Annotated in this window: 19 protein-coding genes and 2 tRNA genes; 17 read left to right on the plus strand and 4 right to left on the minus strand. The window is 52.4% G+C overall.

The features are described 5' to 3' along the window. Positions 1 to 113 precede the first annotated feature (113 nt). From ACIPDS_RS10170 to tsuB, 4 genes are all read left to right on the plus strand, one after another. Positions 114 to 935, plus strand: coding sequence for an SDR family oxidoreductase (locus tag ACIPDS_RS10170; protein ID WP_400735146.1), 822 nt, complete (start codon positions 114 to 116; stop codon positions 933 to 935). A 346-nt stretch (positions 936 to 1281) separates the two neighbouring features. Continuing rightward, positions 1282 to 2640: an APC family permease gene (locus ACIPDS_RS10175; protein WP_400735148.1), complete on the plus strand. Its 1359-nt coding sequence runs from the start codon at positions 1282 to 1284 to the stop codon at positions 2638 to 2640. Between the two features lie 186 nt (positions 2641 to 2826). Further along, positions 2827 to 3882 carry a thiosulfate utilization transporter TsuA/YeeE gene (tsuA, locus tag ACIPDS_RS10180; RefSeq protein WP_166513450.1) on the plus strand — a complete coding sequence of 352 codons (1056 nt, stop codon included), beginning with the start codon at positions 2827 to 2829 and terminating at the stop codon, positions 3880 to 3882. Between the two features lie 10 nt (positions 3883 to 3892). Then, positions 3893 to 4117 carry a thiosulfate utilization sulfurtransferase TsuB/YeeD gene (gene tsuB, locus ACIPDS_RS10185; protein ID WP_166513451.1) on the plus strand — a complete coding sequence of 75 codons (225 nt, stop codon included), beginning with the start codon at positions 3893 to 3895 and terminating at the stop codon, positions 4115 to 4117. A gap of 102 nt (positions 4118 to 4219) precedes the next feature. Here tsuB and sbcB read toward each other — a convergent pair whose 3' ends face one another. Then, complete coding sequence (gene sbcB / locus ACIPDS_RS10190; protein ID WP_400735151.1) at positions 4220 to 5644, minus strand: exodeoxyribonuclease I; 1425 nt, start codon at positions 5642 to 5644, stop codon at positions 4220 to 4222. A 214-nt stretch (positions 5645 to 5858) separates the two neighbouring features. Here sbcB and dacD point away from each other — a divergent pair, with 214 nt between their 5' ends. From dacD to cobT, 6 genes are all read left to right on the plus strand, one after another. Next, on the plus strand, positions 5859 to 7025 hold the full coding sequence (gene dacD / locus ACIPDS_RS10195) for a serine-type D-Ala-D-Ala carboxypeptidase DacD (RefSeq protein ID WP_400735153.1): 1167 nt from the start codon (positions 5859 to 5861) through the stop codon (positions 7023 to 7025). 156 nt (positions 7026 to 7181) lie between these two features. After that, positions 7182 to 8240: an FUSC family protein gene (locus ACIPDS_RS10200; protein ID WP_166513454.1), complete on the plus strand. Its 1059-nt coding sequence runs from the start codon at positions 7182 to 7184 to the stop codon at positions 8238 to 8240. A 201-nt stretch (positions 8241 to 8441) separates the two neighbouring features. Beyond that, the gene (locus ACIPDS_RS10205) at positions 8442 to 8762 is read left to right on the plus strand and encodes a DUF496 family protein (RefSeq protein WP_400735155.1); all 321 of its coding nucleotides are present in this window, start codon (positions 8442 to 8444) and stop codon (positions 8760 to 8762) included. Positions 8763 to 8870: 108 nt separating this feature from the next. After that, on the plus strand, positions 8871 to 9416 hold the full coding sequence (gene cobU, locus ACIPDS_RS10210; protein WP_400735588.1) for a bifunctional adenosylcobinamide kinase/adenosylcobinamide-phosphate guanylyltransferase: 546 nt from the start codon (positions 8871 to 8873) through the stop codon (positions 9414 to 9416). Next, entirely contained in the window at positions 9413 to 10153 is a 741-nt protein-coding gene (gene cobS / locus ACIPDS_RS10215; protein ID WP_400735157.1) for an adenosylcobinamide-GDP ribazoletransferase, read from the plus strand. Before cobU ends, cobS begins: the two co-directional genes overlap by 4 nt. A 31-nt stretch (positions 10154 to 10184) precedes the next feature. Continuing rightward, the gene (gene cobT, locus ACIPDS_RS10220) at positions 10185 to 11237 is read left to right on the plus strand and encodes a nicotinate-nucleotide--dimethylbenzimidazole phosphoribosyltransferase (RefSeq protein ID WP_400735159.1); all 1053 of its coding nucleotides are present in this window, start codon (positions 10185 to 10187) and stop codon (positions 11235 to 11237) included. A 192-nt stretch (positions 11238 to 11429) separates the two neighbouring features. Here the strand turns inward: cobT and ACIPDS_RS10225 are convergent, their stop codons facing one another. After that, positions 11430 to 11987, minus strand: coding sequence for an NAD(P)H-dependent oxidoreductase (locus ACIPDS_RS10225; RefSeq protein ID WP_400735590.1), 558 nt, complete (start codon positions 11985 to 11987; stop codon positions 11430 to 11432). Positions 11988 to 12101: 114 nt separating this feature from the next. On the opposite strand from ACIPDS_RS10225, the gene ACIPDS_RS10230 reads away from it, so the two are divergent. From ACIPDS_RS10230 to ACIPDS_RS10240, 3 genes are all read left to right on the plus strand, one after another. After that, positions 12102 to 12446: a winged helix-turn-helix transcriptional regulator gene (locus ACIPDS_RS10230; protein WP_400735161.1), complete on the plus strand. Its 345-nt coding sequence runs from the start codon at positions 12102 to 12104 to the stop codon at positions 12444 to 12446. A gap of 260 nt (positions 12447 to 12706) precedes the next feature. Continuing rightward, entirely contained in the window at positions 12707 to 13060 is a 354-nt protein-coding gene (locus ACIPDS_RS10235) for a type II toxin-antitoxin system RelE/ParE family toxin (protein ID WP_400735163.1), read from the plus strand. Between the two features lie 4 nt (positions 13061 to 13064). After that, on the plus strand, positions 13065 to 13367 hold the full coding sequence (locus ACIPDS_RS10240; protein WP_400735165.1) for a helix-turn-helix domain-containing protein: 303 nt from the start codon (positions 13065 to 13067) through the stop codon (positions 13365 to 13367). A 377-nt stretch (positions 13368 to 13744) separates the two neighbouring features. Here the strand turns inward: ACIPDS_RS10240 and ACIPDS_RS10245 are convergent. Continuing rightward, positions 13745 to 13820: transfer RNA gene (locus tag ACIPDS_RS10245), tRNA-Asn, on the minus strand. A 6-nt stretch (positions 13821 to 13826) separates the two neighbouring features. Here ACIPDS_RS10245 and ACIPDS_RS10250 point away from each other — a divergent pair. The 3 genes from ACIPDS_RS10250 to ACIPDS_RS10260 all read left to right on the plus strand — a co-directional run bounded on the left by ACIPDS_RS10250 (position 13827) and on the right by ACIPDS_RS10260 (position 15663). Beyond that, positions 13827 to 14006, plus strand: coding sequence for a DUF5951 family protein (locus ACIPDS_RS10250; protein WP_400735167.1), 180 nt, complete (start codon positions 13827 to 13829; stop codon positions 14004 to 14006). Continuing rightward, complete coding sequence (locus ACIPDS_RS10255) at positions 13982 to 15454, plus strand: EmmdR/YeeO family multidrug/toxin efflux MATE transporter (RefSeq protein ID WP_400735169.1); 1473 nt, start codon at positions 13982 to 13984, stop codon at positions 15452 to 15454. Before ACIPDS_RS10250 ends, ACIPDS_RS10255 begins: the two co-directional genes overlap by 25 nt. A 133-nt stretch (positions 15455 to 15587) precedes the next feature. Continuing rightward, positions 15588 to 15663: transfer RNA gene (locus tag ACIPDS_RS10260), tRNA-Asn, on the plus strand. A gap of 121 nt (positions 15664 to 15784) precedes the next feature. Here the strand turns inward: ACIPDS_RS10260 and ACIPDS_RS10265 are convergent. Beyond that, positions 15785 to 17233, minus strand: a complete 1449-nt coding sequence (locus ACIPDS_RS10265; protein WP_400735171.1) for an AMP nucleosidase — start codon at positions 17231 to 17233, stop codon at positions 15785 to 15787. 194 nt (positions 17234 to 17427) lie between these two features. Here ACIPDS_RS10265 and ldtA point away from each other — a divergent pair, with 194 nt between their 5' ends. Next, positions 17428 to 18360, plus strand: a complete 933-nt coding sequence (gene ldtA, locus ACIPDS_RS10270; protein ID WP_400735173.1) for a L,D-transpeptidase — start codon at positions 17428 to 17430, stop codon at positions 18358 to 18360. The last annotated feature ends 83 nt before the right edge of the window (positions 18361 to 18443 follow it).

The raw sequence follows: 18443 nt of genomic DNA on the forward strand, positions 1-18443 counted from the left end.
GTGCTTTTTTCATTCATTAAATCAATTCATGTGGCGACTATAAATTGTCAGTTTTGACGCGGTGGCGTAGCCTTAGTTGTAGAGGAGTGCGGCAACAATCAGGAGATGGCGCAATGAAGAAAGTGGCAATTGTCGGATTAGGGTGGCTGGGTATGCCATTGGCGCTGTCTTTAATGGCGCGAGGCTGGCAGGTGACCGGCAGTAAAACGACTGTAGATGGCGTTGAAGCGGCGCGGATGTGCGGCATTGAAAGCTACCCGCTGCGGCTCGATCCACAGTTAGTCTGTGAGGCAGATGATCTTGATGCCTTGATGAACGTCGACGCATTAGTGATTACCTTACCCGCACGTCGTAGTGGCGAAGGAGACGATTTCTATCACCAGGCGGTGCAGGAAATTGTGGACTCCGCGCTGGCGCATAATATTCCGCGCATTATCTTTACCAGTTCAACCTCGGTATACGGTAGAGAAGCGGGTACGGTGAAAGAGACAACGCCGCGTGAGCCCGTGACGGCCAGCGGTCGAGTGCTCAAAGAGCTGGAGGACTGGCTGCACCAGTTGCCGGGTACCTCGGTTGATATCCTGCGTCTGGCGGGGTTGGTCGGGCCGGGGCGTCATCCAGGACGTTTCTTTGCCGGAAAATCGGCGCCGGACGGGCAGCATGGTGTGAACCTGGTGCATCTGGAAGATGTGATTGCCGCGATTACGCTATTATTACAAGCACCGAAAGGTGGGCACATTTATAACATCTGTGCGCCAGAGCATCCTGCCCGGCAGGTGTTCTATCCGCAAATGGCGCGAGAACTCGGTTTGGCCGCGCCGGTATTTAGCGATAGCGGGACAGGGCAGGGGAAAATCATCGACGGTAATCGCATCTGTCGCGAGTTAGGATTTGAGTATCAATACCCCGACCCGTTACGTATGCCGATGGAGTAAATTGCATCAGTTTTAGCAAATAGTGCTATCGCGCAAGTTTACGATTTTTGGATTGTCTAATTATCAGCCATTTAGACGATTAAGCGCTTTGCTGATGTTCGCATTTGCTTGTTTTTTTGCTTCCGTTTGGTGCAAAATATGTCGAATGTAAAAAATGAGACTAACCGACGTGATTTCCACGTCGGTTATTTTTTTACATCAAAACAATCATCCAATAAAAGAGGCCGGGCTTAGTACCGGATAGATATTTACTTAAAAAACGACAGTTGTTGTCGCTGAGGAAACAGAAAAAAAATGGGGCAATTTTTCTTTTTTGCACCGGCCATCGCCGTAATGGAGACTGACCGTGTCGCATAACGTTACTCCAAACACCTCTCGCGTGGAATTGCGTAAAACCCTTACGCTGATTCCGGTTGTCATGATGGGCCTCGCCTATATGCAGCCAATGACGCTGTTCGATACGTTCGGTATCGTGTCAGGCCTCACTGACGGTCACGTTGCAACGGCTTACGCCTTTGCGCTGATCGCTATTCTTTTTACTGCGCTGAGTTACGGCAAGCTGGTTCGCCGTTTCCCGTCCGCAGGCTCCGCGTATACCTACGCTCAGAAATCCATTAGCCCGGTGGTTGGCTTTATGGTGGGCTGGTCGTCGCTGCTGGACTACCTGTTCATGCCGATGATCAACATTCTGCTGGCAAAAATTTACTTTGAAGCGCTGATGCCTTCCATTCCGTCATGGATTTTCGTGGTGGCATTGGTTGGGTTTATGACCGTTTCTAACCTGCGTAGCATCAAGGCCGTGGCCAACTTCAATACCCTGATTGTTATTTTGCAGATGGGCATTGTGGCGGTGATTGTGGGTCTTATCATCTACGGCATTATGCACGGTGAAGGTGCGGGTACGCTGGTCAGCACGCGTCCGTTCTGGTCTGAGGGTGCGCACGTCGTGCCGATGATTACCGGGGCGACCATTCTGTGCTTCTCGTTCCTCGGCTTTGACGGTATCTCTTCTTTGTCTGAAGAGACCAAAGACGCTGAGCGTGTGATCCCGCGTGCGATTTTCCTGACGGCGCTGATTGGCGGTATGGTGTTCATCGGAGCATCTTACTTCCTGCAGCTGTACTTCCCGGATATCACTCGCTTTAAAGATCCGGATGCTTCTCAGCCGGAAATCATGCTGTACGTGGCGGGTAAAACCTTCCAGTGGGGCGTGCTGATCTTCTCAAGCGTCACCGTTCTGGCTTCCGGTATGGCGGCACATGCGGGCGTGTCTCGTCTGATGTACGTGATGGGGCGTGATGGCGTGTTCCCGACCAGCTTCTTCGGCTATATTCATCCGAAATGGCGTACTCCGGCGTTCAACGTGCTGCTGGTAGGTGCAATTGCGCTGCTGGCGATTAAATTCGACCTGGTAACGGCAACGGCGTTGATTAACTTTGGTGCGCTGGTGGCATTCACCTTCGTTAACCTCTCTGTGATCTCGCAGTTCTGGATCCGTGAGAAGCGTAACAAGACGCTGAAAGACCACATCAACTACCTGGTGCTGCCAAGCTGTGGCGCGCTGACCGTTGGTGCACTGTGGGTGAACCTGGAGCAAAGCTCTATGATCCTGGGTCTGATTTGGGGCACGATTGGCCTGGTCTATCTGGCCTGCGTCACCAAGCGCTTCCGCAACCCAGTTCCTCAGTACGAAGATATCGCTTAACTTCATCGCGATGAAGATTGAAAACCGGAGGCTTAGCCCTCCGGTTTTTTTTCGTCTTAATAAAATTCGCTGATTAAAAACTTATCTGTAATAACTACTAGGAATAATTTAGAGCGTTTGGTTATTGGAGCGAACGGGCCTGCTCAGGAATAATTTTAAGACTGATAATATTGGGTTAATAGATTTATGTTGCACATGATAATAAGCGGAATCATCTGCGGGGCGTTACTGGGATTCGTTATGCAACGTGGACGTTTCTGCCTGACCGGCGGCTTCCGCGATATGTACATCACCAAAAACAACCGCATGTTCTATGCGCTGTTGATAGCTATCTGTATTCAAAGCGTGGGCGTTTTTGCGCTAATCCAGCTTGGGCTGGTGCAGTACGACGCTGGCGTATTCCCATGGCTGGGCACCGTGGTGGGTGGTTTTGTTTTCGGCATTGGCATTGTCTACGCCGGGGGCTGTGCGACCGGGACCTGGTATCGTGCAGGCGAAGGGCTTATCGGCAGCTGGATTGCACTGGTGACCTATATGGTGATGAGTGCGGTGATGCGCTCTCCTCATGCGGCCGGGCTGAATAAATTCCTCGGCGAGCATACGACGTCGCACAACGGCATTGCTGAAACGCTGAATATTTCCGTCTGGCCACTGATTGCCTTGCTGCTGATTGCTACCGTCTGGCTGGTGCGTAAAGAGCTCAGCAAACCAAAGCTTAAGGTGGCAACACTGCCGCCTCGTCGCACCGGTCTTGCACATGTGCTGTTTGAAAAGCGCTGGCATCCATTTGTAACGGCTGTGCTTATTGGCCTGATTGCCTTGCTGGCCTGGCCGCTGAGCGAAGCGACCGGTCGTATGTTTGGTCTTGGTATTACCTCGCCGACCGCCAATATTTTGCAATTCCTCGTCGGCGGCGACAGCAAGTTCCTCAACTGGGGCGTGTTCCTGGTGCTGGGGATCTTTATCGGTTCATTTATTGCAGCGAAGGCCAGCCGTGAGTTCCGCGTTCGTGCCGCTGATGCCAGCACCACGCTGCGCAGCGCCAGCGGTGGTGTGCTGATGGGCTTTGGTGCCAGCATTGCAGGCGGTTGCTCAATAGGTAACGGGCTGGTGATGACGGCAATGATGACCTGGCAGGGCTGGATTGGTCTGGTATTTATGATCCTCGGCGTGTGGAGCGCCTCGTGGATGGTGTATGTTCGCCCGCAGCGGAAAGCTAAACTGAAATCCGCAACGGCTTAAGGAGTTAAATATGGTTGTAAAAAAACTGGATGTGGTGACGCAGGTTTGCCCGTTCCCTCTGATTGAAGCCAAAGCGGCGATGGCAGAACTGGCCCACGGCGACCAGTTGGTGATTGAGTTCGACTGTACCCAGGCGACGGAAGCTATCCCACAGTGGGCGGCGGAAGAGGGCTTTACGGTGACGGATTACCAGCAATCTGGCGATGCTGCTTGGACTATCACGGTGCAGAAATAATTACCTTAGTCGGCCGGATAAGGCGTAACGCCACCATCCGGCCATTTTCACAGTGAGACCTGATAGCACTTTGCCGATCGGGTCCACTTCGCAAGCGATAACTTAAACAATCTCCTGCGCGTATTGATACAGCGCTTTCAATAGCGACAGCTTCTCATTATTCCCTTCATACTGCCCGTAGAGCATCTCCAGCTCCTGCGCATAGGCCTGCAAGAATTCTGGCGTAAAGATCTGCCGACGTTGCTCCAGCCAGCGCTGCTGCTCATGTTCATCAAGCGTGCCGGGAAAATTACGGGCACGATAGTTAAACAGCAGTTTTTCAATACGCGAGTCCGCAAACGTAATATCCAGCGCCGGTAAGTTGCGCGGCTCAGTCTCAAGAACAATTTTCATTGCCGTGCGGTCAGCATCGCTAAAGAAGCCATTATAAAGCTGCGCATCTACGTTCTCTGAGGGCACAAACGGCTCGGCTTCGGCGAAGATCGCCACCACTTTCTCTCGCAACAGCGGATTTTCACGCAGCTGTTTAAGGTTATCGAGGCACTGCTGGCGGTTAATTCCTAGGCGATCGGCGTCCTCTGGGCGCAGAGTATTGGCCTGCGCCAGCACCGGGCACTTGTTGAGATGCACCAGTTTGACTGGAATCGGTGAAAGCTCACCCAGCTCATTTTTCGGCGTGTATAAACGCTCACGCAGGGTATCGGCATCAAGCTCCAGCAGCGGGGCAATATCACCCGCAAGATCGACCATAATCACCGCATTGCGGTTTTCCGGGTGCCAGGCTAATGGGGCTACCCAACTGGTGTTGCCGCGCCATGCGCCAAACATCCCGGAGACGTGCACCAGCGGCTTCATTTGCGGCACATCAATCAGCGTCATTAGTTTGTTTTTGCCGCGGTATGCATACAGATAATCAAACAGTTTCGGTTGCTGCGTTTTCACCAGCTTCGCCATGGCGATGGTGGCGTAAACGTCGGCCATCGCATCGTGGGCATTGCTGTGCTCAATACCGTTAGCCTGGGTTAAATGTTCCAGGCGAAAGCTTGGCAGACCATCTTCGTTCTCCGGCCAGACGATGCCTTCAGGGCGCAGGGCGTAACAGGCGCGCATCACGTCAAGCAGGTCCCAGCGTGAGTTGCGGTTTTGCCAGCTCCAGGCATACGGATCGTAAAAATTGCGATAGAAGATATTCCGCGTGACTTCATCATCGAAACGCACGTTGTTGTAGCCCACCACGCAGGTTTCCGGCACGGTGAAAATATCGTGGATACGTTTTGCGAAAGCGGCTTCGTTCTCGCCTTTAGCACGCGCTTCCTGCGGCGTGATCCCGGTTATCAACACCGCTTCAGGCTGCGGCAGATAGTCATCTGCGGGTTTGCAGTAAAAGACTTCCGGTTCCCCGATGATATTAAAATCGTTGTCGGTGCGGATAGCGGCGAACTGCGCGGGTCTGTCCAGGGAAGGGCTGGTACCGAAGGTTTCGTAGTCGTGAAACAGAAATCCTGGCGCGCTGGAGGTCTCTTGCATAGCGTTAACTGTGTCCGTGTATGGCGTTTGGTACTCATGGTAAACGATTTAGACTCTCATCAGAAGGGCAAGAGCAGGATCTGGAAGCCCCCTCACAGGGTGTTTTTTCGTGTGGAATTAGAGGTATGTCATATTTTCTTGCAATTTAACCCTGTAACAAAGCACGAACTTCCGTAAAAAGGACGACGAATTTGCGAATGTTGAGGATTTACCGTTGAAAGCCCGTTTTTTAATTGCTGTTTCTTTGCTCGCTTCGAGCGTTTCGTGTGCGTTTGCTGATGCACCCGCTATTCCTCCCGTCACTCCTCCTGCTATTCAGGCCGGCGCCTGGGTACTTATGGACTACACCACCGGGCAAATCTTAACCGCCGGTAATGAACACCAGCAGCGTAACCCTGCGAGCCTGACCAAGCTGATGACCGGTTATGTTGTCGACCGTGCGATTGATAGTCACCGAATTACCGCAGACGACATGGTCACCGTCGGGCGCGATGCCTGGGCGGCGGTTAACCCGGTATTTAACGGCTCTTCTTTAATGTTTTTAAAAGCAGGCGATCGTCTGACGGTTCGCGACCTGAGCCGCGGTCTGATTGTCGATTCCGGTAACGATGCGTGCGTGGCGTTGGCCGATTATGTTGCTGGCGGTCAGCCGCAGTTTGTCAAAATGATGAACCACTATGTGGAAACGCTGAATCTGCGCGACACCCACTTTGAAACCGTTCATGGCCTGGATGCACCGGGTCAGCACAGCTCGGCCTACGATCTGGCCGTACTCTCGCGCGCCATTATTCACGGTGAGCCGGAGTTCTATCATATGTACAGCGAAAAAAGCCTGACCTGGAACGGCATTACCCAGCAGAACCGTAACGGCCTGCTGTGGGAAAAAAGTATGCACATTGATGGTCTGAAAACCGGTCACACCTCCGGTGCCGGTTTTAACCTGATAGCTTCTGCGGTGGATGGTCAGCGCCGTCTCATTGCCGTCGTGATGGGCGCAGATAGCGCCAAAGGGCGTGAAGAACAGGCGCGTAAGCTACTGCATTGGGGCCAACAAAACTTCGATACCGTGCAAATTTTGCATAGCGGTAAGAAGGTAGGAACCGAGCGCATCTGGTATGGCGACCAGGAGAAAATCGCCCTGGGTACCGATCAGGATTTCTGGCTGGCGCTGCCTAAAGCCGAAGTGCCGAATATCAAAGCCAAATATGTTCTTGATAAAAAAGAACTTCAAGCACCGATTGCCGCGCATACACGCGTCGGGGAGATTCAACTGCTCGATGGCAATAAGGTGGTGGCACAGTGGCCGCTGGTGACGCTTGAAAGCGTGGGTAAAGGCGGCATGTTCTCACGGTTGAGCGACTATTTGCATCACAAGGCTTGAGCTCAATAAAAGGTAGCCCGGACGAGGTGCAATAGCGCCGACTCCGGGCAATTCCGGCGGCGCTCCGCCTGGCCGGGCTACCTGATTGATTATCCCTGTGGTTGTTGTTAGCCAGAGCGGGTACAATTTGCGCTTTCGTTTTGTCGGAGAATGGCTGTGCGCCCGGATAAGTCACTTAGCCCTTTTGAAATTCGCTTATATCGCAATTACCGTACCGTACATGGTGCGCGGATTGCGCTGGCCTTCGTCCTGACTTTTCTGATAGTCCGTCTGCTGAGCATCCCGGAAGGTTCCTGGCCGCTCATTACGCTGGTGGTGGTGATGGGCCCCATTTCGTTTTGGGGTAACGTTGTACCGCGGGCTTTTCAGCGCATTGGCGGCACCATTCTGGGTTCGGCGCTGGGGCTTGTTGCACTCAAGCTTGAGCTTATCTCGCTCCCCCTGATGCTGCTCTGGTGCGCGGGCGCCATGTTCCTCTGTGGCTGGCTGGCGCTGGGCAAAAAACCGTACCAGGCGCTGCTTATCGGGATTACCCTTGGCGTGGTGGTGGGTGCGCCGCCGGGGGACATGACTACCGCGCTATGGCGAAGCGGTGACGTCATATTTGGCTGCCTGCTGGCGATGCTGTTTACCGGAATCTATCCTCAGCGGGCGTTCATCCACTGGCGTATCCAGATGGCCAACTTTGTCACCCAATTTAACCGCATCTATCAGGCCGGTCTTTCTCCCAATCTTATCGAGCGACCGCGTTTAGAGAAGCATCTGCAAAAGGTGCTCAACGATGTGGTGAAAATGCGCGGTCTGATAACTCCTGCCAGCAAAGAAACGCATATCCATAAAGGCATATTCGAAGCCATTCAAACCGTCAGCCGTAATCTGGTATGTATGCTCGAGCTACAAATCAATGCGCACTGGGCGACGCGCCCTAGCCATTTGCTGATGCTTAACGCCCATACGTTGCGGGAAACGCAGCTTATGACACAACAAACGCTGCTCGCCATCGCCCATGCCCTGTATGAAGGGAATCCGCAGCCGATTAAGGCTAACAGCGAAAAACTTAATGAGATTGCGACGGAGCTACGCCAGCTGGTAAATGAATACAAAGGCGAGGATCTGGCAGAAACGCCTATCCACGGCTATGTCTGGTTAAGCATGGAGCTGGCGCGGCAGCTGGAATTGTTGTCGAGTCTGATGTGCCGTGCATTGCGTAAATAAAAGGCAGATACATCGACTTTTGCGCCAGGTTGTTTCGATTCAGCCGGATTTAGGGTTATGATGAGCCCAAAGCAAAAATGAGTGTTTGCGACAACGTGACTACGTCAACTCATTCAGGTTGAAGGGGGTATCAGGAATGTGTACCTTATCGTGTAGCCGTTGTTTTAACGAATCCGAGTCTCAACTATCAGGGGTATAAAAATGGAAACCACGAAACCTTCGTTTCAGGACGTGCTTGAATTCGTCCGTTTGTTCCGTCGTAAGAACAAACTGCAACGTGAAATTCAGGACGTTGAGAAAAAGATCCGTGACAACCAGAAACGTGTTCTGCTGATCGACAACCTCAGCGACTACATTAAACCAGGAATGAGCGTTGAAGCCATTCAGGGCATCATTGCCAGCATGAAGGGCGACTATGAAGATCGCGTTGATGACTACATCATCAAAAATGCTGAGCTTTCCAAAGAACGTCGCGACATCTCTAAAAAATTGAAAGTGATGGGCGAGCAGAAAGGCGAGTAACCGTCATTAGCGGGTGGTGACGGTTGTTGCCACCCGAACACATCATTGAGTCACACCCTTTCATAATCTAGCGACATTGCGAACCATGCAGCAACATCAGGAAACGCAATCATGATACTGGTGACCGGCGGCGCCCGCTGCGGAAAGAGTCGTCACGCAGAATCCTTAATCAGTCATTTCTCCAGCGTCCGCTACATTGCGACATCACCCATCTTAGATGCCGAGATGGCTGAGCGTATTCAGCATCATCGGGACGGTCGTCCTGCCCATTGGCACACGGAAGAACGTTGGCAAAATCTGGCCGACATCATTACCCCACAAAACGATCCCGCTGAGGCGATTTTGCTGGAGTGCATCACCACGCTTGTCACCAATATCCTTTTTGCCTCAGGCAATGAAGAGGAGATTGACCGCTGGGATTTTTCGGCGCTGGAAACGCAGGTGAATGCTGAGATTGACGCGCTGATTACGGCCTGTAAACAGTGCCCGTCACCCATTGTACTGGTGACAAATGAAGTCGGTATGGGCATCGTGCCCGAGAATCGTTTAGCCCGGCATTTCCGTGATATTGCAGGGCGAGTGAACCAAAAACTGGCGCAGGCCGCAGATGATGTCTGGCTGGTGGTATCAGGGATCGGAGTCAAAATAAAATGAGTCGACTGTTTTTTGCCACACTTTCATTTATGAGTCGTCTTCCGGTGCCAGAGCGCTGGTCGCAGGGGCTGGATCTGGATCGCTATGTTAACGGGGTTATCACCTTCCCGGTCATCGGCCTGCTGCTGGGGGCAATAAGCGGACTGGTATTTATGGTGGTTGAGGCCTGGTGCGGTATACCGCTGGCGGCCTTTTTCACCGTACTGGCGCTAGCGCTGTTGACCGGCGGTTTTCATCTTGATGGCCTGGCGGATACCTGCGACGGGATTTTCTCGGCGCGTCGTCGTGAGAAAATGCTGGAGATTATGCGCGACAGTCGTCTGGGCACCCACGGCGGTTTAGCGCTGATTTTTGTCCTGCTGGCGAAAGTGCTGGCGATAAGCGAGCTGAGCTTACGCGGAACGCCCATGCTGGCGGCTATCGCTGCGACCTGTATTGCCGGGCGCTCGGCTTCTGTACTGCTGATGTATCGCCACCGCTATGCGCGTGAGGAGGGGCTGGGCAACTTATTTATCGGCAAAGTGAGCTTCCGCCAGACCTGGCTGACGCTGGCGATTGGCGGCGCGCTGGTGACCGCGCTGCTGGGTATGCACGGTCTCCGTGCAGTACTGGTGGCGTTTATTGGTGTCTTTATCCTCGGTCAGTTGCTGAAACGGACGCTGGGCGGACAAACCGGTGATACGCTTGGCGCGGGTATTGAACTGGGTGAAGTCATTTTCTTGCTGGCGCTTTTGTAAGTCAGCACCTAACGAACCGGATATTAAAATAATGCAAACACTGGCTTCAATGCTTGCGGCAATTCCCGCGTTGGATAATGCCGCGATGGCGCGTGCGCAGCAGCATATTGATGGGCTTCTTAAACCGACAGGCAGCCTCGGGCGTCTGGAGTCGCTGGCGGTACAGCTGGCGGGGATGCCAGGGCTTAAGGGTACGCCACAGGTGGATAAAAAAGCCATTCTGGTGATGTGTGCCGATCACGGCGTGTGGCATGAAGGCGTGGCGATTTCACCGCAGATAGTCACGGCAATTCAGGCAGCTAACATGACGCGTCACAATACCGGTGTTTGCGTGCTGGCGGCACAGGCCGGGGCGCAGGTACATGTCATTGACGTCGGCATCGACGCCGACCCGATTCCCGGGCTGGTGGATATGAAAGTGGCGCGCGGCAGCGGCAATATTGCACAGACCGCCGCCATGACCGCGGAGCAAGCGCATGCGTTGCTGCTGGCAACCATGAACTACACCCGAAATCTGGCGCAGCAGGGCGTGACGCTGTTTGGCGTGGGCGAGCTGGGGATGGCGAACACTACGCCAGCGGCGGCGGTGGTGAGCGTACTCACCGGCAGCGCACCGGAGACGGTCGTCGGGATTGGGGCCAACCTGCCGCCATCACAGCTTCAGCATAAAGTGGATGTCGTCACCCGCGCGATTGCATGTAATCAACCGGACGCCAGCGATGGCCTGGACGTTCTGGCAAAAGTCGGCGGCTTTGACCTTCTCGGTATGACCGGCGTAATGCTTGGCGCGGCCTCCTGCGGCCTGCCGGTGGTGCTGGATGGTTTCCTCTCTTACGCCTCTGCGCTGGCGGCTTGTCAGATTGCACCTGGCGTTAAACCGTACCTTATTCCGTCTCACTTTTCGGCAGAGAAAGGGGCGCGCATTGCGCTTGAGCATTTGGGGCTGGTGCCATATTTGCATATGGATATGCGTCTGGGAGAGGGCAGCGGCGCGGCGATGGCCATGCATATTGTTGATTCTGCCTGTGCGATGCACAACCGCATGGGAACGCTGGCGGACAGTAATATCGTCTTGCCATCGTAATAGTGATGCCGGGGAGTTCCCCCGGCATCAGCGCAAAAGCAATAATCAACTTAATATCATATTTGTGGGTACAGCTACATTTGACTGTCTGCTTTTGGCTTAATTAACAGTAGGGCAATCCAGGTTCGCATTAATTCCGCAAGCTACAGGGTTATTATCAAAAATATATGAGAGTAGTCTATCAAATTATTATCAGTTATTTGTTGCTGGCTCGCTGCACGTTAATCGAGCTAAGTATTTCACATAGGCTTCTGCATTTTCATTAATCACTTCTTTGGATGGGTTATGTTCTGCACCATAAAAGGCAAAGTGCGGAATATATTCAGCGCCAACATATTTTATCGTGATCTCGAATGGGCGTAAGACTTCTTCCAGAGTAAATTTATAACGGCCATTCGTCATGTAGTCTGCAAGTCCAATACCGGCAGTTACCGCCACAGCCATTTTTTTATTCTTCACTTTATCGCCGGTAGAACCGTATGCCCAGCCGTAAAGAAACACTTCATCCAGCCATTGTTTCAGCATAGGCGGGCAGTTGAACCAGTAGATCGGAAACTGCAAAACCAGCGACTCATGTTGCTCAACGAGTCTTTGCTCAGACTCGATATTGATCCTGCCGTCAGGGTAGGCTTTATAAAGCTCATGAACAGTAAATTGATCGGGATATTTTTTTAACTCATTTATCCAGCGCTGGTTAACAACGGAGTTTTCAATATTTGGATGAGCGACAACAATAAGCGTTTTTTTCATCATTTCCTCAATCTGGGCTGACTTGCGGTTAGGTTGCTCAGGAGTATATGATTGGTTTTATTTTTTGTGAAGTACGCAAATTTAGGTTATATACTTACCAAAAGGAGAGTGTAAATGAATTCTGAAACATGCTCACAGACCGGTATCAACCTGCAGGAAACCGATTTTGGTTATACGCTTTCCCTGGTGAGTGGAAAATATAAAATGATAGTGATGTACTGGTTAAATGAAAATAAACCCGTCATGCGCTACAACGAGCTTAAACGCCGTATCGGTACGATTTCTTTCAAGACTCTGAGTAATACACTAAAAGAGCTAGAGCAAGATGGAATAATCAACCGGGTGGAGTACCCTCAAATACCGCCGAAAGTTGAATACAGTCTGACAAAACGCGGGGAGTCATTAATGCCAATTCTGGATTTAATGTGTGAGTGGGGTGGGAAAAATCGGCAAACCTAACTTAGGGGCACGAATACAGATGACCTTTGAAAATATTGGACTGTGTTGCAGCTAAGGTCACTCCTCATGTATCAATACCTGAACTGGTTTTCGGTACAGCGCGTAAAACGTTAAATGTCTTGCAGGTTATTCACTGAATTACCCGAATGCGTCTTCAGCTTTGCAGCAAAGACGCATGAATCCCTCATTCCATACCTTCATAATCAATTTTATAGCTTTACAGCTATATAGTATTTAACCTATATTGATTGGGGGATCCCGTGTGGACAATTAAAACAACGGATACGTTTGATAACTGGTTTGCCTCGCTCAATGATACCGTTCGGGTCAGCGTGCTGGCAGCGCTGTTAGTCCTGCGAGAAAAGGGGCCAGGGTTGTCCAGACCTTATGCCGATACGGTCAGAGGTTCACGCTACAGCAACATGAAAGAGTTGCGTATTCAGAGTCGGGGCGATTCGATACGGGCGTCTTTCGCTTTTGGCCCGGCCCGTACAGGCATTGTGCTTTGTGGCGGAAATAAGGTTGGTAATGAAAAACGTTTTTACGATGAGATGCTCCCGGTCGCAGATCGGGAATTCATGAACTGGCTGAACACATTAAAAGAGAAGGAGTAATGCGATGGGCAGAACGCTAGAGCAGCTTATTGCGGATGAAAAACCTGAAGTCGTGGCCGAAGCTCAAGCGGTGGCGACGGACATTCTGCTCAACATCCATCTTGCTGAGCTACGTGAGAAGGTACAGAAAACGCAGGTAGAAATGGCGCAGGCGCTGGGTATCAGACAGCCTACCGTTGCGGGTATGGAAAAACCGGGCCGCGATCTGAAACTTTCCACGCTTAAACGTTATGTGGAAGCAACCGGTGGCAAGCTTCGCCTTGATATTGAACTGCCGGATGGTTCTCACTACGGATTTGTACTGTAACAACTGACGCTTCCTGAAGCGGAGCGTCAGCTCTTTTTATGATCGGCATCGGCCTGCATTGCCGTCAGGCTTGGCTGCCGCGTGACCGTGAAACTGCACTAGCCTCTGGCAGGAATCTGACACACTATTCAACCCACTTTCACCAATATGGAAAACACGAATCGATCCAAATATATTAACCGCCGTAGTTGACAAGCAGATACAGGCCGGGTGAATCATTGAGTATGAAGGGTTTAGCAGAAGGCTTGATACTACGGATTTTCGCGTCAGACAGGGACATGAGTTGAACGCTCAATATCCCCTAAGATAAGTTCCCAGGCTAACTCTCTGAATCAAAACGCTATTGAAACATGCTGAGACGCACAGAAACTAAAATTTGGCTCCTCTGACTGGACTCGAACCAGTGACATACGGATTAACAGTCCGCCGTTCTACCGACTGAACTACAGAGGAATCGGTGTGGAGTCGTATCTTAGCGGCGAAAAAATTTTTGTCAAACATCAATTACCATCACGTGATGCATTTGCCTATTCCATCAACAATTTGTCGCCATTCCCAACAAAAATTAAGGAAAAATGTTTTGCAGGATCAGCATTTCTCCATCATCATTTGAAATGGAGTTTCAACTTTCTGATCTAAGGCCCATTTTGAACGTCACCGCCGCCCTACGCCAGGTCGTCACAAGCACTCCCTGGTTTAAAAAACGCAAAAGTTATCGAGTTCTCTTCTGGCGTGAAATCACCCCTCTTGCTGTGCCTATCTTCCTGGAAAATACCTGCGTCCTGTTAATGGGCGTGTTGAGTACTTTCCTTGTGAGTTGGTTGGGGAAAGAGGCAATGGCGGGAGTGGGCCTGGCCGACAGCTTCAATATGGTCATTATGGCCTTCTTTGCTGCGGTTGATCTTGGCACCACGGTGGTGGTGGCCTTTAGTCTCGGTAAGCGCGACAGACGCAGAGCGCGCGCGGCGGCACGTCAGTCGCTGGTGATCATGACGCTGTTTGCGATTGTGCTGGCGGCGGTTATCCACTATTTCGGCGCTGAAATCATCAATATTGTTGCCGGTGATGCCAATGCCGAAGTTAAAGCTCTGGCGCTAACCTACCTTGAACTGACGGTATTGAGTTACCCGGCGGCGGCGATTGCGCTGATTGGCAGTGGTGCGTTGCGCGGGGCAGGGAATACCAAAATTCCGCTGATGATTAATGGCGGGATGAATATCCTCAATATTATTATCAGCAGCATCTTAATTTACGGGATCTTCTCCTGGGACGGGATGGGCTTTGCCGGTGCCGGGCTTGGGTTAACCATCTCTCGTTATATTGGCGCGGTGGTAACTATCATCGTGCTGATGGTGGGCTTCAACCCGGCGCTGCGGATCCCGCTGAAAAGCTACTTCAAGCCGCTCAATTTCGCCATTATCTGGGAGGTGATGGGCATTGGTATTCCCGCAAGCGTTGAATCCGTATTGTTCAACGGCGGTAAGCTGCTGACTCAGATGTTTGTCGCAGGGATGGGCACCGACGTGATTGCCGGTAACTTTATCGCTTTCTCGGTGGCAGCACTCATTAACTTACCCGGCAACGCCCTCGGGTCGGCCTCGACGATTATCACCGGTAAACGCCTGGGCACCGGGCAGTTGGCGCAGGCTGAGCGGCAATTACGCCATGTCTTCTGGATGTCGACCATTGTATTGACGCTTATCGCCTGGGGCACCGCACCGTTTGCCGGGCTTTTTGCATCCTTCTACACCCACGATCAAGACGTCAAAGAGGTGGTAAAAGTCCTGCTATGGATGAACGCCGCCTTTATGCCTATCTGGGCCGCCTCCTGGGTGCTGCCGGCGGGCTTTAAAGGCGCCCGTGATGTTCGCTTTGCTATGTGGGTCTCAATGCTCAGCATGTGGGGCTGCCGCGTGGTGGTGGGCTACGTACTGGGGATCGTGCTGGGAATGGGCGTGGTCGGGGTCTGGATGGGGATGTTCCTCGACTGGGCAACGCGTGCCTCATGTTTCTACCACCGTCTGCGAACCGGTCGTTGGGCATGGAAGTACGCGTCGTTAAAAAAACAGACCACGGATAACCCATAACTGCGGTATAAATCGGCGAATGAAGACGGTTTTTAAACGAATTGCAGAATAAATCGGCAAACGAATTATTTTGTGCCAAACAGGCTTTGACAACCACGGGGCACCCCGTTAATATTCGCCCCGTTCACACGATTCCTCTGTAGTTCAGTCGGTAGAACGGCGGACTGTTAATCCGTATGTCACTGGTTCGAGTCCAGTCAGAGGAGCCATATTTAAGAAGCCCGCTTAGGAAACTAAGCGGGCTTTTTGCTTTTCTATTTTCCCATTCTCATTCGATAAAAAAAGCCTGCTATCAGGCAGGCTTGAATGCAGACGTTAACCGTTTTTCGCTTATCGGAAAGGCGGCTCGTTAAAGGTGCGTAATTTGCGTGAGTGAAGACGGTCGCCCTCGGCACGCAGCAGGTCGATGGCGCGAATACCAATTTGCAAGTGCTCGGAAATCGCGCCTTCATAAAAGCGGTTTGCCTGTCCTGGTAGCTTAATCTCACCGTGCAGCGGCTTGTCCGACACGCACAGCAAGGTGCCGTAGGGAACGCGGAAACGGTAGCCTTGTGCGGCAATGGTGGCGCTTTCCATATCAATCGCTACCGCGCGGCTTAAGTTGAAGCGCAGTGAAGAGGCGGAGTAACGGAGCTCCCAATTACGATCGTCCGTGGTCACAACCGTACCGGTGCGCAGACGCTGCTTAACTTCCTCGCCCGGCATGCCGCTGACTTGCTTCGTGGCGTCGTATAACGCGCGCTGTACTTCGGCAATGCTCGGGATGGGGATATCGGGCGGCAATACGGCGTTAAGGACATGGTCGTCACGCAGGTAAGCATGCGCCAGTACATAATCGCCAATCGACTGGCTTTCACGCAGACCGCCGCAGTGGCCAATCATCAGCCATACATCTGGACGCAGAACCGCTAAGTGATCGCAAATATTCTTCGCGTTGGACGGCCCCACGCCAATATTAATTAAGGTGATCCCCTGACCGTCTTTAGTGATCAAATGCCAGGCCGGCATTTGATGCTTTTTCCACGCCAAATCAGAAATGGCCTCTTCTGGGGCTTCGGTATCGGCGGTGATCCAGACGCCACCAGCACAGGAGAGCGAGACATATGGGCTATCCGGGTCGAGGATTTGGCTACAGCTCCAACGCACAAATTCATCGACGTAACGGGTGTAGTTAGTAAACAACACAAACGGCTGGAAATGCTCGACCGGCGTCCCCGTATAGTGGCGTAAACGTGCCAGAGAAAAATCCACGCGTCGCGCGTCGAAGTGGGATAGCGGGTAAAACTCAGTCGGATGAGTGAGGCCATCCGCCGTTTCATCTCCAATTTGCGACAGCTCGGTGGTGGGGAAGAAACGGGTTAGATCTGCGCTCATCGAGCGGTCAAGGTTCAGGCCGTCTATGACATAGGGGAACGGAATCTCATGCTCAGAGGCGCCCACCTCAATCTGCGCATCATAATCTTCATGCAGCAAGGTAAGTTGTTCGAGTAAATAGCTGCGGAACAGCGCGGGCTGCGTGATGGTGGTGGTATAGCAACCAGAATGGGTGAAGCGGCCAAACGCGCGGGTTTTTTGTGCTTTGTGCGCGCATCCGCTCCAGGACACGGAGAGCTGAGGGTAGACAAATAATCCGTTGGCTCGCGCCTGTGCGCTGGGCAGGGAGCGGTCGTCAATGAACAGACGAATCGCGTCACGTAATGCTTTTACCGATTGATCGTACAGCGCCTGGAGTTTATCCAGCGCTTGCTCAGGGGTCAGATTCATGCCCGTGTTACTCATCGTTCGCTCCTTGTGTCAAATCTGCAGCTTTTCCCGATAGTATGTCAGCCGATGATGAAACAAAAGCGCTAGCCCGCGTCAACATAACAACTGATTAACCTTTAAGCACATTATTCCATTGGGACGGTAATCGCAGCGCGCCGAGGGAAAAAAGCTATAATTAACCGATATCTGCCGTGAATGAGGAAAGGGAAATGAAACCTCGGGTTAACCTGTTGTGTTCGCTTATGTTGGCATTATGCAGCCACAGCGCGCTTGCTGTGACGTATCCGCTCCCCCCGGAGGGGAGTCGGCTGGTGGGCAGCACGCTCAATATCACGGTGCCGGAGAATAACCATCTGCCGCTGGAGGCGTTTGCCGCCCAGTATGGGCAGGGGCTGAGCAACATGCTCGAAGCGAATCCTGGAGTGGATGTCTTTTTACCAAAATCCGGGTCAACGCTGGTGGTGCCTCAGCAGCTGATTTTACCGAATACGGTGCGACAGGGCATTGTCGTGAACGTCGCGGAAATGCGCCTTTATTACTACCCGCCCGATAGCGGTAACGTGGAAGTCCTGCCGATTGGCATCGGGGAGGCAGGTCGTGAAACGCCGCGCAACTGGGTGACCGCCGTGGAACGTAAAACGGAAGGCCCGACCTGGACGCCAACGGCGAATACCCGTCGTGAGTACGCCAGACGCGGTGAAAGTCTGCCAGCATTTGTGCCTGCCGGGCCCGATAATCCCATGGGGCTGTACGCCATCTATATTGGTCGCCTTTATGCTATCCACGGTACGAATGCGAATTTCGGTATCGGCCTGCGCGTGAGCCAGGGCTGTATTCGCCTTCGCAATGACGATATTAAATATCTCTTTGATAACGTGCCCGTGGGCACGCGGGTGCAGATTATCGACCAGCCGGTGAAATACACTACCGAACCGGATGGCAGCCGCTGGATTGAGGTTCACGAGCCATTATCGCGCAACCGCGCAGAATATGAATCGGACAACAAAGTTCCATTGCCTATTACGCCGGCCCTGCGTAGTTTTACACAAGGGGAAGGGGTTGATGCCGGTCGGGCCAGCGCGACGCTTACGCGCCGTTCCGGGATGCCGGTGAACATCAGTACATCACACAATACGCTGTGATCGTACGAATACATATTGCCTGGAGCCCGCCTGATGCGGGCTTTTTGCTAAGGTGTCTCCGTTCAGGAGCTTCGCCGTTTGAA

This window comes from Kluyvera sp. NPDC087067, assembly GCF_044745165.1.
GTDB lineage: Bacteria > Pseudomonadota > Gammaproteobacteria > Enterobacterales > Enterobacteriaceae > Kluyvera.

What these genes read in the sequence shown, in the direction of transcription:
- ACIPDS_RS10205 (WP_400735155.1), top strand. Translation starts at nt 8,442, where the DNA reads ATGGAAACCACGAAACCTTCGTTTCAGGACGTGCTTGAATTCGTCCGT.
- ACIPDS_RS10230 (WP_400735161.1), top strand. Translation starts at nt 12,102, where the DNA reads ATGAATTCTGAAACATGCTCACAGACCGGTATCAACCTGCAGGAAACC.
- cobS (WP_400735157.1), top strand. Translation starts at nt 9,413, where the DNA reads ATGAGTCGACTGTTTTTTGCCACACTTTCATTTATGAGTCGTCTTCCG.
- tsuB (WP_166513451.1), top strand. Translation starts at nt 3,893, where the DNA reads ATGGTTGTAAAAAAACTGGATGTGGTGACGCAGGTTTGCCCGTTCCCT.
- sbcB (WP_400735151.1), bottom strand. Translation starts at nt 5,644, where the DNA reads ATGCAAGAGACCTCCAGCGCGCCAGGATTTCTGTTTCACGACTACGAA.
- ACIPDS_RS10265 (WP_400735171.1), bottom strand. Translation starts at nt 17,233, where the DNA reads ATGAGTAACACGGGCATGAATCTGACCCCTGAGCAAGCGCTGGATAAA.
- tsuA (WP_166513450.1), top strand. Translation starts at nt 2,827, where the DNA reads ATGTTGCACATGATAATAAGCGGAATCATCTGCGGGGCGTTACTGGGA.
- cobT (WP_400735159.1), top strand. Translation starts at nt 10,185, where the DNA reads ATGCAAACACTGGCTTCAATGCTTGCGGCAATTCCCGCGTTGGATAAT.
- ACIPDS_RS10170 (WP_400735146.1), top strand. Translation starts at nt 114, where the DNA reads ATGAAGAAAGTGGCAATTGTCGGATTAGGGTGGCTGGGTATGCCATTG.
- ACIPDS_RS10255 (WP_400735169.1), top strand. Translation starts at nt 13,982, where the DNA reads ATGGAGTTTCAACTTTCTGATCTAAGGCCCATTTTGAACGTCACCGCC.
- ACIPDS_RS10240 (WP_400735165.1), top strand. Translation starts at nt 13,065, where the DNA reads ATGGGCAGAACGCTAGAGCAGCTTATTGCGGATGAAAAACCTGAAGTC.
- ldtA (WP_400735173.1), top strand. Translation starts at nt 17,428, where the DNA reads ATGAAACCTCGGGTTAACCTGTTGTGTTCGCTTATGTTGGCATTATGC.
- ACIPDS_RS10225 (WP_400735590.1), bottom strand. Translation starts at nt 11,987, where the DNA reads ATGAAAAAAACGCTTATTGTTGTCGCTCATCCAAATATTGAAAACTCC.